The sequence below is a fragment of the Methylobacterium sp. WSM2598 genome (genome assembly GCF_000379105.1).
In the GTDB taxonomy this organism is placed as follows: domain Bacteria; phylum Pseudomonadota; class Alphaproteobacteria; order Rhizobiales; family Beijerinckiaceae; genus Methylobacterium.
Genome location: NZ_KB900612.1, coordinates 14713 through 27674 on the forward strand (window position 1 = coordinate 14713; position 12962 = coordinate 27674).

Annotated in this window: 11 protein-coding genes and 1 pseudogene; 8 read left to right on the top strand and 4 right to left on the bottom strand. The window is 62.5% G+C overall.

The window, feature by feature from the left end; translation table 11 throughout:
* Positions 1 to 75: 75 nt before the first annotated feature.
* From MET2598_RS40350 to MET2598_RS40355, 3 genes are all read left to right on the top strand, one after another.
* Positions 76 to 321, top strand: a complete 246-nt coding sequence (locus MET2598_RS40350) for a helix-turn-helix domain-containing protein (protein WP_084674089.1) — start codon at positions 76 to 78, stop codon at positions 319 to 321.
* Positions 322 to 458: 137 nt separating this feature from the next.
* Positions 459 to 632, top strand: coding sequence for a hypothetical protein (locus MET2598_RS0135485; RefSeq protein ID WP_236728948.1), 174 nt, complete (start codon positions 459 to 461; stop codon positions 630 to 632).
* Between the two features lie 35 nt (positions 633 to 667).
* On the top strand, positions 668 to 841 hold the full coding sequence (locus MET2598_RS40355) for a YARHG domain-containing protein (protein ID WP_157182381.1): 174 nt from the start codon (positions 668 to 670) through the stop codon (positions 839 to 841).
* Between the two features lie 163 nt (positions 842 to 1004).
* Here the strand turns inward: MET2598_RS40355 and MET2598_RS43640 are convergent, their stop codons facing one another.
* From MET2598_RS43640 to repA, 3 genes are all read right to left on the bottom strand, one after another.
* A complete protein-coding gene (locus MET2598_RS43640) occupies positions 1005 to 1388 on the bottom strand; it encodes a hypothetical protein (protein WP_018264085.1) in 384 nt (127 codons plus the stop codon).
* Between the two features lie 392 nt (positions 1389 to 1780).
* A complete protein-coding gene (repB, locus tag MET2598_RS0135495; RefSeq protein ID WP_018264086.1) occupies positions 1781 to 2746 on the bottom strand; it encodes a plasmid partitioning protein RepB in 966 nt (321 codons plus the stop codon).
* Positions 2746 to 3906: a plasmid partitioning protein RepA gene (gene repA, locus MET2598_RS0135500; protein ID WP_020493691.1), complete on the bottom strand. Its 1161-nt coding sequence runs from the start codon at positions 3904 to 3906 to the stop codon at positions 2746 to 2748. Before repA ends, repB begins: the two co-directional genes overlap by 1 nt.
* A 1533-nt stretch (positions 3907 to 5439) precedes the next feature.
* Between repA and MET2598_RS0135505 the strand changes: the two genes are divergently transcribed.
* A complete protein-coding gene (locus tag MET2598_RS0135505) occupies positions 5440 to 6561 on the top strand; it encodes a replication initiation protein (RefSeq protein ID WP_018264088.1) in 1122 nt (373 codons plus the stop codon).
* A 336-nt stretch (positions 6562 to 6897) separates the two neighbouring features.
* Entirely contained in the window at positions 6898 to 7527 is a 630-nt protein-coding gene (locus MET2598_RS42490; protein WP_198293094.1) for a hypothetical protein, read from the top strand.
* Between the two features lie 419 nt (positions 7528 to 7946).
* Here the strand turns inward: MET2598_RS42490 and MET2598_RS38025 are convergent.
* Positions 7947 to 9016: pseudogene (locus MET2598_RS38025) on the bottom strand (IS630 family transposase).
* Between the two features lie 345 nt (positions 9017 to 9361).
* Between MET2598_RS38025 and MET2598_RS0135525 the strand changes: the two are divergent.
* The 3 genes from MET2598_RS0135525 (at position 9362) to MET2598_RS0135535 (ending at position 12957) form a co-directional block, all read left to right on the top strand.
* Positions 9362 to 10333: a proline racemase family protein gene (locus MET2598_RS0135525; RefSeq protein WP_018264093.1), complete on the top strand. Its 972-nt coding sequence runs from the start codon at positions 9362 to 9364 to the stop codon at positions 10331 to 10333.
* A 138-nt stretch (positions 10334 to 10471) separates the two neighbouring features.
* Positions 10472 to 11707, top strand: a complete 1236-nt coding sequence (locus tag MET2598_RS0135530) for a metal-dependent hydrolase family protein (protein WP_026191117.1) — start codon at positions 10472 to 10474, stop codon at positions 11705 to 11707.
* 32 nt (positions 11708 to 11739) lie between these two features.
* Entirely contained in the window at positions 11740 to 12957 is a 1218-nt protein-coding gene (locus tag MET2598_RS0135535; RefSeq protein ID WP_026191118.1) for an ABC transporter substrate-binding protein, read from the top strand.
* Positions 12958 to 12962: the final 5 nt, after the last annotated feature.

Genomic DNA, 12962 nt, shown 5'->3' on the forward strand with positions numbered 1-12962 from the left:
TCATGCATACTTATGGACAGAATCGGAGGCGCGTCAACACGTTTTCGGAAACTTGCTCACGAAAGTTGAAGCTTCATGCTAACACGGGCGCAATGCCGCGCGGCGCGAGCCGGTCTGGAATGGTCGCGCGAGGAGCTTGCGACCCGAGCTGGCCTCTCTGACCGAACCATCACTGATTTCGAGAGAGGCGCCCGGGAGCCTCACGACAACAACAAGCGAGCGATACGCGCCGCCTTCGAAGCTGCAGGGGTCCGCCTCACGGACGATGGCTGCGTCTGCCTTCCGCCCGATCCTGTGCCTGGGAGCGCTCTTAGCTCTTGAGACGCTCTTTGGGTCCGGGAGGAGCACCGGCACCGGACCTCTGACCCTTGGAAGCAAAGCGAGGAGACTGCACCATACGCCAGCTCGGCACCGTCACTCTCCATGTCGAGCCTGCCACCACCACGATGCCGGCCCGCGTGTCCGTTGCCGTCGCAAGTACTTCAGGACCGGGCGGAGAGGCCGCCTACCTCACGGCCGAGTTCCTGACGCTCGACGAGCTTGAGGGGCAGAGCAACGGGCTGCAGGATGAGCTTGATGTCCTGCGGGCCGAGGCCCGCCGGGTCTTCGCGGAGCAGAGCGGCCACGCGTGAGAAGTGATGACCATGAAGGCAAAGGGCCACCTGAAATGAAGCGGTGCCATCTTCTCGCTACGGCTGCTGCGATCGTTCTGATCCCGGTGGCGCACTCCACCCCAGCTTTCGCACAATCCTGCGAAGAGGCTTGTTACCAACGCAACATTCTGTTCAAAGAGGGCGGCTACTGCTTCAAGACACCGAGAGCGAGCAGCCAGCGAGGCTGAAGTGCGTGAGCACGCTGACGGCACTCAGGGTGAGCACTGATGCCGGAGAACGACGACGCAAGAGAGATACTGCGGGAGCCCATCCTGTTCCTGCACGCCACGTTGGCCGTCTCCACTCTACCTGAGCCGGCGCTTCTTTGCCCGGCTGGAGGAGTGGGCTGGACTACCCGGGGCGCGTGAGCAGGATCGCCGTCCTCACGACGATGCGCCGAACGCGGCTGCTAAGGCCCGGACCGTTGAGCACGTCCTTGGCGAACTCATGCTCTGCCACCGCGGCAGCAACATCGAGCGACACGCCTTTCGCGATCCTGCGCACACCCGGCGCCGGGTCAGCGAGGTAGGCGGAGACGGCAGCGTTCACCTGCTCGTCGGTGATCTCACCCGCGCGGAGGCGTTCCTCAATGGTGGGGTTGTCGGGTGTCGGGGCGCCTTGTTGAGGAGAGCGGGCCGGACCCCGGAAGCGCCTCCAGGACCCGGCAGCGTTCACCTGCTCGTCGGTGACCTCGCCGGCGCGGAAGCGTTGGCCGATGGTGCGGGTGTCGGGCATCCTATCGGTACTCGTCGAGCAGGGAGCGTCCGTCAGGCGTAATCCGGATGCGGGCCGGCTTCTCAGACACTCGTGCGACCGCCCTAGCTGTCACGAGGGCATTCAGCGCGTCCTTGAGCGCCTGAAACGCGAGGCGGGGTCGTGCTGCAGTCTCCAGATCCTTGAACGGAACCCCTGCATCGCCGTGCTGTAAATCGAGGTGCTCCAGGATCTCGAGAACCGTGACGCCCTGCAGCGAGTCTGGTCGTGGTACCTGTGGCCGCATCATCACGTCCTTCCCGATGCCGCTGGTGCGCTTGGAATTACACGGAGAGGGCCGACCGATGACGCACGCCTATTGCCCGCCCAAGGTGATGGGGCTGGCACGGCTGACGTGTCAGCCCTTTGAACTTTCAGCCCTTGCCCTTCTCCTTGAATGCGGCATAGAGCTGAGGCAGCTGCTCGACGAGGAAGCTTCCGAAGGCGCCGGCGCTGCGCTTGTCGATGGCAAGCGAGAGGATTTTGGCATCCTCGCGGATCGCGGCGACGCGGGTCCCGTCCTCGGCTTTCCAGACAGTCGGACGTGCAGATTTCGGCTTCTTGGCTGTTGCAGCCGCATTGAGCACGGCCAGGAAGCGCGCATCCGTGTCCTTGCTGGCGAAGTCCTCTGATCCGATCACGCCGCGGGCGCGCGCCAGGTTGGGTGTTCCTTCAAGACGCGAGGCGAGCTCGAGCCAGCGATCACGTCCAGCCTTAGGAGCGGGTCCGATTGCCTCGATGATGTCTCGCGGCACTTTCACAGCCGCAGAAATCAGCCGGGACAGGCCTGTCTTGTCGACGGACAGCGAAGCCATGATCGTTTCGCGCACGAAACCACCCTCCTCCAGTTTGGCGGCAAAGAGCGCCTTCTCGATGAAGGACAAATCCGTCCGCGCGCTGTTCTCCTGGCCTTGCGCGACCACCAGCTCTTGATCGCTAAGCGGCTTGATGAGCGCGCGGATGGGCCGCTTGAGCTCCAGGGCCGCGCGCAACCGGCGGCGACCATAGGCGATCTGGTAGCGGCCCTTGGCCTCCGGATTCGGACGCACCAGGATCGGCACCTGCTGTCCATGCTCCCTGATTGATCTCACCAGAGCTTCGTGACTTGCCTGGTCGGTCTCAAGCCGGTCGGTGATGAACGAGGCGTCGATCAGCTCAGGTTCCAGCTCGGCGACGGCCTGGGACTGCAGCTTCTCGATTGATTTGGTGACCGCGCCGATGGCGCCAAGCCCGCCGAGGGCGGCAGCCCCCTGCCCTGCGCCGAAGACCGCTGCAAGGCTTGAGTTGCCGGCCGGCAACTCAGGCTCGTTGAGGCTTGTGAGGAGGTTTTTGCGGCCCATTACGCCCTCCCCCAGGCGGCGCGGATCAGCTGCTCGATCTCGCCATTTACGTTGTCGAGCGCCTCGAGCGCCCGGTCGTAGGTCGCGCGGGTGAACTGGTCTTTGGTCACCTCGTAGAGGGTCTGCTTGGTGATACCAGCGTCCGAAATGGCAGTGCTCTTGAGCATCGGGAAATTCAGGACGTGCTCCCCGAACATGGAGCGCATGAAGGACACCATCTGGTTCTGCGGCCCGTCGCCCGGCTCGTAGCGGGTGACCAGGTAGCGCATCCAGTCATAGCCCATGTTCCCCCCTGCCCTCGCCACCACGCTGAGCAGGTCCGAGGTCATGATGAGGAACTGGCACATCGACATGACGTCGAGCATCTGCGGATGCACGGTCACGAGCACGGCCGTGGCGGAGCACATGGCCGACATGGTGAGGAAGCCGAGCTGCGGCGGGCAATCGACCACTACCACGTCGTAGTCGTAGGACACGGAAGCCAGCGCCGCATCCATGCGGGTGAAAAACAGCTTCGCCTGGCCGTCTGCCTCGAGCAGCGCCTTCGGCGTCTCGTGCTCGAACTCCATGAGCTCCAGATTGGCCGGCACCAGGTCGATGTTGGTGAAGTAGGTTTTGCGGATGATGTCCTTGAGCGGGCGGCGCTGCGCGTCATAGCGGATCGCCCCGTACAGGGTCTCATTCGCACCGACGTCGAATTCCGGCTGCACGCCATGCAGGGCCGAGAGACTGGCCTGCGGGTCGAGGTCAACCGCGAGGACACGATAGCCGCGCAGCGCCAGATACTGCGCGAGATGGGCAGCCGTGGTGGTCTTGCCGCTGCCTCCCTTGAAGTTAACGACGGTTATGACCTGCAGGTGATCCGAACCGATGCGGCGCGGCAGGTATTTGCGCTCACCGCGGCTGTTCGCGTCGAGATAGGCCCGCAGACCTTGTATATCCTCGATCGTGTAGGAGCGGCGGCCCCCGGCACCGGCCTCGACGGTCGGGCCTTTGCCCTCGAGGGAGAGGCGCCGCAGATAGCCGTCATTGACCCCGAGGAGCTTGGCGGCCTCGGTGGAGGAGAAGCGGCGCAGAGTCTTGGTCGCGGTTGGCGGGAACAGCTGCAGCCGGTGTGCTTGAAGGCGCGCCGAGAGGCGGCGCGCATGGGCGCCCACCAACTCGTGGATCGCGTCATGGGCAGTAAGGAGCACTTCAGCTGTTTGCACGGTTCCCCCGCATAGGCACGGTTTTTAGCGATCGCACGCTTCGTTTCCGTGACTATGCACTAGGCGCATTGATTCGTGCAACAGATTCATTATTAATAAACCATTAACGTTGGGTTCCATTGCATAGTCGTGTATGCGCTCCGGATGCGAACGCAAAAGAGGACAAATTCGGCGCTTGCTCCGGCCTCAACGGCTCGCTCTGGACGGCGATCCATTGAGCAAAGTTGCTGCTTCGGTCTCCTGCACCAGCTGGTATGCGGGCCGGCTTAAGGGAGCTGCGCCGATGCCGATTGTGTGTACGCCTTGAATGCCGCCGGGAGCGAAACAGGTGCATTCGCATGGCCCGCTGGACGCCAAGTTGCCGGCCGGCAATTGCGCCTTGGATGAAGCACGGTGAGCCTCGGATCTAGACATCAGCAGGGCAGGGCGCTCGCCCGCGTGATGGCAAACGGCTCCTCCGATTGTGCCATGCTTCGATACCGCTTCGGCTTGCCGGGAAAGTCATTCACGTTCTGCAAACTTTGCTTCAGAATGGGGCTCAGCCGGTTCACCTGTCGCCCTTGTTCAGCCTTCGTGGATCGCGAAGGCCAGAGCAGGATAGGGGGCTGTTTCGATCGGGGGACAAAATCGGCGTCCGACGTGCGCCAAGCCAATTCCGCCCCGGGGCGATTTCCCTTGGGCAGGGCGCTCGTCCTGTGGGAAGCTCGGCCATGTGTCCCGCCGATCGCCGTTTCCCGCTTTTGCCGGAGGCGGCACCGCCATTTCCGCGCAAACCGTCGCACCTGCGTGCGAACCGCACAGATTCGAGGACTGAGCCGTAAAACGAGGCTGAGGGTGCGAAAGAGGCTCAAGGGGCGATAATCTCTGTCGAGGATCGGGGTGAAGCCGGAATCTCTCCTTCCCGTCCTCTGCCTTCCACGCGAACTGAGGCAGGTCACTGTGGCGTCTGCGGATCCGCTCCCTCGCCAAGCCCTAACGCCCCTGACGCCACATCGATCGATTCAGGATGGAGAACTAACGCGGCCGTTTACCGCCGCGCTTTTAGCGCGCGGCGGAATGCGTCCGACGAGGGCGCTCCGATTCTGTGAATATCCCGTTGTTCTTTATGTTCGATAGAATGTTCTTGTTCAAGCTCGATTACCTGAACGGGCTTAGAACCTTAACTGATTTGCGGGGGACAGTTTCGGCACTTGAGGGGGACGTTTTCGGCTGATCTGGGGGACAAAATCGGCACTCTGGGGGACGGAATCGGCAGCTTTTCCACAGGGGACAAAATCGGCTGACAGGGTCGCCGGGAGCGGACAGTACTCACATACCGGCTGCTTTGCGGGGGACAAAATCGGCCGGGATGCGCGTGAGCATGGGCCCGTGATGAGGAGCACGGGAGGGCCCCGTCCGGGGGACAAAATCGGCTACGGGATAGGTGCATTACGGGGGACGAATTGCTGTTGCGTGTCCCCTACAGCTCGGGCAGCATCTTCCTTGATGGTCGATTCCCTGTTCCCCGAGCTGCCCTTGTCGAAGGCGCCTCCGAAGGCGACTGGCAACCTGTGGCGGCCGTCGATCGCGAACCCGACCACCGTTCCGGTTCCGCTCCCCGTCGTCGTTGTGCGGGTCGAGGGGCCGTTCACGGCGCTCGATCGCAAGCTCTGGCTCGCCCTCGTCCGCCATGCCTGGGACAACCTCGATAAGCCGGGCCACATTCACCAGCTCCCGATCGCCGACCTGGTCAGCCTGTTCCGGCGGGTCAGCGGGCGGCGTGACCTCGGTGACAAGGGCGTGATTGCAGGCAGCAGAGCAGGGGAGGAGTCGGACGCAGCACGCCTCTGGCAGAGCATCCGGCGGCTCGTGAAGACGACGATCGAGTGGGAGGACGACAGCTACCAGGGCATCAACAGCCTGCTCGGCGCGCGCATGGACAAGGAGGTGCGCAAATCCGGTAAGCTCTACTACACCTTCGATCCGCTGCTCGTACAGCACGTGTTGGCGCCCAGAGTCTGGGCGCGCCTAAACGTGCATGTGGTGATGAAGCTGCGGAGCAAATACGCCGTCACGCTCTACGAGATCCTTGAGGCCTATGCAAACCGGGAGAACACTTACTGCATTGCGTCCCTCGACGAGGTGCGCAACTGGCTGAAGGTGCCGGCCGCCTCCTCCTACGGCGGTTGGAAGGATTTCAAGCGGCGGGTGATCGAGCCGGCTGTTCTCGAAATCAACAAGCATGCGGACGAGGCCGGTTTTCTCGTCGAGTACAAGCCAATCCGGCAGGGCAAGGCCTTCTCGAAAATCGAGTTCAAGGTCACGAAGACAGACGGGCGTCAGCAGCGCGACACGCTGTTCAGCAGCAAGGCGAATATGCAGATGCGCCGGAGCCGGGCAGCAGATGGCATCCCGGATCCTGACAGCCCGCCCATGCCCTCAGGCGAGGCCCTGGAGAGCTTCCGCGAGAAGTGGCCGGGCAAGGACCCCTACGAGGTCGTGGACCGGTTCCAGGACAAGTGGAGGGCAGAGGGCTGCGCCGTGATCCGCAAACCTGACGCCGCCTTCCTGAAGTTTGCCGAAGGGATGTTCGCCAGTCGGGTGCGGAGGGGCAGGGCGGCTGCATAACCGCTGGCAGTGGCATGCGTGAAACCCACTCCGACAACGATGTAGGACTCCGGATCGCCCCTGGAGCGCTCGGCTTCTATACGCATGTCGAGGTGACCGAGATCTTCGTCGTGCGCGGCGACTGTGCTCCGTCCCTCGTCTCGGCTCAGCTACAAGCCTAGCAGCGCAGTCAGGTGAGGGGCGGGCCATCCATAGAGGGGGCACGGGTGGCCGAAGAAGGCTGCCGTCGCGGAGTAGCGTCAATCGCGATGCCGACGATGAGGCGATTGGGCACTCTCTCAACGATCTTAAGCCGGGCTCGTCGTGGCAGGTCTCAAAGCCTGGGCGCAGGCCTGGATGGCGCGGCAGGTTCGCCTCCACTCGTCCCCGCCGATCCCGGCAGAGGACGCGGCCTTCGCGCTGATCCTTGGCAAGGACCTCACTCGGCTCGGTCGCGAGTACCGGGTCTGCCTCGGCGAGCGCCACGCGGAGTCGTTTCTCGGGTCCTCGGTCCACTATCTCTGGAAGGGCGCGCCTGGTGGCCCCGCCATCATCGCCCTGAGCCCGCTCACAGGCGGCGGATGGTTCGTCGAGGAGGCGCGGAGGGCTCGGAACCAGAGACTATCCCGAGCCGCCACACGGGCACTCACGGTGGCGCTCAGCAGGTACGGGATCGCGATCCACCTCTCGACGCCGGAGGGCACGCCGCCCCTAGGGTCAATCCGGTACATCATCGACAGCTGGGCGTTCAGCCTCGACTTCGACGATGAGGCCGAGGATGCCGACGAGGATGGACACATCGACCTCGACGAGGGTGGGCCGGATCCGGAGGTTCGACGCCATCTGAGCCGCTTCTTGGCGGGCCTTGAGGGGGGAGGGGGCTCAACGGCGACCACGGCGAGGAGAGCGAAACGGCATGATGGGCAGGAGCATGCCCAGCCTCGGCGCCCTGGCAGCGCGCGCGTTCACTGCGTTCGCCGTGAGTGACCCCTCTCCACCGCCCTCTCGTCGCAACTGCCGCACCACTTCGCTGGGGGACGAAAAGCGGTGCGCCAGACCATCCGCGACCGCCACGGCCACGTCCTGGGCACGATCGAGCATCAGCCGCGGGTCGGTTCGTGGCACGCGAAGCCCACGGTGTGACCGTCGCCGTATACAAAGATCGCAGTGACACGACCCGCGACGCACAGTCTGAAGCCGCCGGGCCGCGGTGAGGCAGACGCCCAGCCGTCGTCACCGGTGAGTGAGATGTGCTCCCACCCGAGCGGCGAGACGCGGGCCAACATCTCGTCCGCCAGCGACGCCGTTGGCGCGCAACCGTCGGACTGCGAGGTCAAGGTACACGGAGTTCCAATGGTCGATCGCGGCGGTGACAGCCTGCGTTCTCTGCATGCTAGTGCAGTGACTCATTCGGATGGTGCAGCGTTGCCGTTGACGGCGTTGAGGATGGCGGCAGCAGGCTTGGTCCAGACGAAGGGCTTGGGCCTGTCATTGTGCTCGGCGATGTAGCGGTTGATCGCGGCCTGGAGGTCCACGATCCCGCTGAAGCTGCCCCGCTTCAGCCTGCGCCGGGTCAGGGCCGAGAAGAAGCCCTCGACGGCGTTCATCCACGAGGCCGAGATCGGGGTGAAGTGGAAGGTCCAGCGTGGATGACGAGCCAGCCAGGCCCGCACCTTCGGATGCTTGTGGGTGGCATAGTTGTCCAAGATCACGTGGACCGTCTTGCCGGCCGGCACCGCCGCCTCGATGGTGTTGAGGAAGCGCAGGAACTCGTCGTGGCGGTGACGCTGCATGCAGCGGCCGATCACGGTGCCGTCCAGGACGTTGAGCGCGGCAAACAGCGCCGTGGTGCCGTGCCGGATGTAGTCGTGGGTCTGGGTCTCGGGGCGTCCCGGCTTCACACCTCGGCTCGGCCGGGTGCGCTCCAGCGCCTGGATCTGGCTTTTCTCGTCCAGCGACAGCACCACCGCATGGCGCGGCGGGTCCATGTAGAGCCCGACGATGTCCTCGACCTTCGCGGCAAAGGCAGGGTCGGTGGAGCGTTTGAAGCTGCGCACGCGATGCGGCTGCAAGCGATGCGCGTCCCAGATGCGCTGGACGGAGCGCAACGAGATCCCGACGGCGTCCGCCACGGCCCGACCCGTCCAATGGGTGACCCTCCGGGCGGCTCAGAGCAGGTGAGGGCGAGCACCCCGGCCACGGTGTCGGCGGAATGGGGCGGCTTGCCGGGCGGACGGGTCTTGTCGCGCAGCAGACCCTCGACACCCTCTTCGGCGAAGCGCTTCTGCCAGCGCCACACGGCGGGCCGGCTGACGCCTGCCTGCTGGGCGACGTCTAGGACGGGGAGGCGCTCGGCCGAGAGCAGGACGATGCGGGCGCGCTGGATGTGCTTCAGGGGCCCCGCCCGATCGGTGACGATGGCCGACAGGCGCGTCAGGTCGGCGGCACTCGGGATCACACACACAGTCTGAGCCATGCCCCAGACTCGCACGGCTCACGCCTCCAGTGAATCCTCTGAATGCGTCAATGCACTAGTGCGGCATTTCACCTGATGGGGTCAGCTCGATGCGGGGCGGCTAGGCTGAAAACGCAGTCAGCGCGAGGCCGCACGAGGTAGTCCTACTGGACGTCAGGAGGATGGCTCCATCACGATCGCCTGGCTCACCCCACGGTGCCCGCTCATCGCGGCCGCTGTCACGGCCGAGGTCCAATCGGCGGATATTCACTAGGCCGAGCTATGAGACGCCTTGTGCCGTTCCAAAATAATGCTATAGGGCAATGGCCAATGCGATATATGTCAATGGGGAGGATCTAGGCCGCTATGCATACGAGGCGTCTTTTCACCGTCATCGACAGCCATACGGCCGGTCACCCGACACGGGTGGTGACGTCCGGCATACCGTCGCTGCAGGGGCGCAGCGTGCGCGAGCAGCGGGACGATTTTCGCGCTCGTTACGACGGGCTTAGGACGCTTCTGCTTCATGAGCCGCGCGGACACGCTGCCATGGCAGGTGCGATCCCAGTTCCTTCCATGATCGCGGACCAGGGGCTGTTCTTCGTCTTCTCGTACTCCTACGCTGACATGTGCGGTCACGCGACCATAGGTTACGTCGCGAGTCTCGCAGCTTTAGGTTCGCTCCCTGCGAATTTTGAACAGGACGGCATGTCGATTGAGACGCCGGCGGGAATTGTACACCTCAAAGGGACATTTGAGGCCGGCAGGTTGACTTCAGTCATACTGCGTAACGTGCCATGTCACGTCATAGCTAGCGACGTCGTCGTCGAAGCCGACGGCTTCGGTCAAGTGATCTGCGACGTCGCCTATAGCGGCATCACCTATGCCCTTGTGGATGCTGGCACGTTCGAGCTTCCATTCGACATCGCAACCGCCGGCCCCTGGTGCCGCAGGGGCATGGCCATCAAGGACGCGTTGAACTCAATATCCGACAATCCGAAGATCGACAGCGTCTTGTTCTATCACTCCGTGGATGGAGGAGCTCGCCACCTCGTAGTTCTGGCTGGCAACAAGTTTGACCGTTCCCCTTGCGGGACGGGCACCTCTGCGCGCCTTGCTCAACTCCACAGGCGTGGAGAAATCACTCCGGGAGCAAGCTACCGCGCCGAAAACATCATGGGCGTGCCTTTCGCCGCCACGATCGCTGAACTCGCTGAGACCCGGTCCGGACAGCCCGCTGTGATTCCAGAAATCCGCGGCATGGCGCATCTGAGTGCCTTCTCGACGCTCGTTCTTGAGGCTGAGGATCCGCTTCCCTCGGGCTTTCTGCCCGGCTGAGTGGGTCGCCGACCGACCATCTTATCAAGACACAGCATTTTCATCCAAGCAAACCGCCCGACGACGCTCGCGTCGTCTATCCATCAAAAGGCAGTTCGCAAAAATTCTCCTTCTACATTGAAAATCAAGGAATCCGCCATGACAACGTACATGTTCAAGAACAGCCGTATCGTCGACGGAAGCATGGATAGGCCGACAGATCCAATGCAAGTCCTTGTCGAAAGCGGCAAGATCCGTGAAGTCGGCAAGATCATCACCGCATCCGCAGACGAGACGATCGATCTCAACGGTAAGGTGCTGATGCCGGGCCTAATTGATTGCCATGTTCACACGATCGCTGTGGGAGCCTCATTTGGGCGAAATGCGGAGCTTCCCGACTCGCTAGTAACGGCGCGGGCATCACTCGTCCTGCGAGGGATGCTGATGAGAGGTTTCACCACGGTCCGCGATGCGGGTGGGGCCGACTACGGGATCAAATGCGCGGTCGGAGAAAAGATCTTTCCGGGTCCGCGCCTCGTTATATCAGGCAAGGCTCTCAGCCAGACTGGCGGTCATTGCGATTTCCGAGGCCGTTTCAACAGCCGACCCGAGGTCCGTTCGGGCTTTCCGCTCGGGGCGCTAGGGCGCATATGCGATGGGGTTCCGGAAGTGCGTCTGGCGGCTCGCGAGGAGATCAAAGCCGGCGCCGACTTCATCAAAATCATGGCAAACGGAGGAGCCGCATCGCCAACTGATCCCATTCACTTCCTCGGCTTCTCGCGTGAGGAGCTCCTCGCCGTAGTCGAAGAAGCGAAAAACGCGGGTACATACGTGGCGGCCCATCTCTACACCGATGATGCGATCCGTCGCGCCGCCGAGGCGGGCGTCCACTCGCTAGAACATTGCAATCTCATCCAGCCGGACACGGCCAAATTCGCCGCTGCCAAAGGGGCTATCGCAGTTCCGACCCTCGTTACATTCGATAAGCTTCTGAGCGAAGGCGCCCTGAACGGTTATCCGGCTGATGCCATCGAAAAGGTTAAGGTTGTGCAGGCTGCCGGAATTGAATCGCTCAGCATCATGAAGAAGGCCGGCCTACCGATGGCCTACGGCTCTGACCTCCTGGGAGAGATGCACCGCCACCAGTCCGAGGAATTCGTTATCCGAGGGAAAGCGCTTCCGGCTCACGACGTTATTGCTTCCGCGACCACGGTAGCCGCAAAACTTTGCCACATGGATGGAAAGATCGGGACCGTGGCTCCAGATGCATTCGCCGATCTGATCGTGGTCGACGGTAATCCCCTCGACGATCTCTCTCTTCTGACCCGGCAGGGTCAGCATCTGTCTCTCATAATGCAAGAGGGCGTGATCGTCAAAAGAAACGGTCTTAATTAAGATGCACCCTGAACGAACAGAAGGGTTGACCGATGATTAACCGTAGACGAGTTGTTGCTGCTCTGGCGAGTGCGACGTTGCTGTCGTCGGTCCGCAGCGGCGGCGCCCAGACAGGCGCGACCTTCCGGATTGGCGCTCTGAATCCCATCACCGGCGCCGGCGCCGCCTACGGCACCGGTATGCAGAAGATGATCCTTGCGGCCGCCGAAGAGGTGAATGCGGCCGGAGGCGCTGGAGGGCGGAAGATCGAGGTCTTGGCCGAGGACGATCAAAGCCAGCCACAGGCGGGCGTCCTCGCTGCCAAGAAGCTCATTGAGATCAATAAGGTCCAAGCATTGGTCGGCGTTTGGTCCTCTGGCGTCGCCCTGGCGACAATTCCCATCGCAAATGACGCAAACGCTATCTTTATGGCGACCTCCGGTGCGCCAGAGTTGACAAGCGCGCAAGTCAACGCGAAGAAGCTGGTTTATCGGTTCAACACGACGGGCGACGGATTCGGAAAGGCATTTGCCGAAATCTGCACGAAGGAAGGCTTCAAGCGGCCTGCAACGATGGCCTTCAATAACGCCTCAGCCATCGGCATCGTCGATGGCTTTCGCAAGGCGTGGGTTGCGAAGGGCGGCAAGGTCGTCGAAGCCGTGGTTTATGAGCCCAGCCAGCCCAGCTACCGGTCGGAACTACAGCGGGTACTGTCGGCCAAGCCCGACGTGGTCGTCCTGGGGTCCTACCTGGCCGACACCACAATCATCGTGCGCGAATGGTTCCAGACGGGTGACACCCAGAAATGGCTCATTCCCGGCCATGCTGCGAATGCTGACCTGATCAAGGCTGTCGGACCGAATGCGAGTGAAGGTTTGATGGTGGTGAACTCCATTTCAAACGAGGGGTCCACAGCTTACAGCAGGTACGACGCAGCTTACCGAAAGGCAACGCGCGAATCGGGCGCAGTGAACATCTACGCTGCCATGGCGTGGGATATGGTGATTGTGCTGGCCCTCGCGATAGAAGCTGCTGGCCCGAATGCCGGAATCTATGAGATCAACGCCAAGATCAAAGAGATTGCCAATCCTCCTGGCAAGCAGGTCTCGAGCTTTTCTGAAGGCAAGGAGGCGCTCAGGACCGGAAAAATCAACTACGATGGGGCGTCATCTGCAGTCGACTTCAACGATAGCTCTGACGTGATGCCGGATTTCGATCTTGCAATCATTGAACATGGCAAGATCAACCGGAAGTATATCATCAAGATCTGACCGGC

Excerpts from the sequence above, each read along its gene's own strand:
- repB (WP_018264086.1), bottom strand. The coding sequence starts at position 2,746 with ATGGGCCGCAAAAACCTCCTCACAAGCCTCAACGAGCCTGAGTTGCCG.
- MET2598_RS40355 (WP_157182381.1), top strand. The coding sequence starts at position 668 with ATGAAGCGGTGCCATCTTCTCGCTACGGCTGCTGCGATCGTTCTGATC.
- MET2598_RS0135530 (WP_026191117.1), top strand. The coding sequence starts at position 10,472 with ATGACAACGTACATGTTCAAGAACAGCCGTATCGTCGACGGAAGCATG.
- MET2598_RS42490 (WP_198293094.1), top strand. The coding sequence starts at position 6,898 with ATGGCGCGGCAGGTTCGCCTCCACTCGTCCCCGCCGATCCCGGCAGAG.
- MET2598_RS40350 (WP_084674089.1), top strand. The coding sequence starts at position 76 with ATGCTAACACGGGCGCAATGCCGCGCGGCGCGAGCCGGTCTGGAATGG.
- MET2598_RS0135535 (WP_026191118.1), top strand. The coding sequence starts at position 11,740 with ATGATTAACCGTAGACGAGTTGTTGCTGCTCTGGCGAGTGCGACGTTG.
- MET2598_RS0135525 (WP_018264093.1), top strand. The coding sequence starts at position 9,362 with ATGCATACGAGGCGTCTTTTCACCGTCATCGACAGCCATACGGCCGGT.
- MET2598_RS0135505 (WP_018264088.1), top strand. The coding sequence starts at position 5,440 with ATGGTCGATTCCCTGTTCCCCGAGCTGCCCTTGTCGAAGGCGCCTCCG.
- MET2598_RS43640 (WP_018264085.1), bottom strand. The coding sequence starts at position 1,388 with ATGCCCGACACCCGCACCATCGGCCAACGCTTCCGCGCCGGCGAGGTC.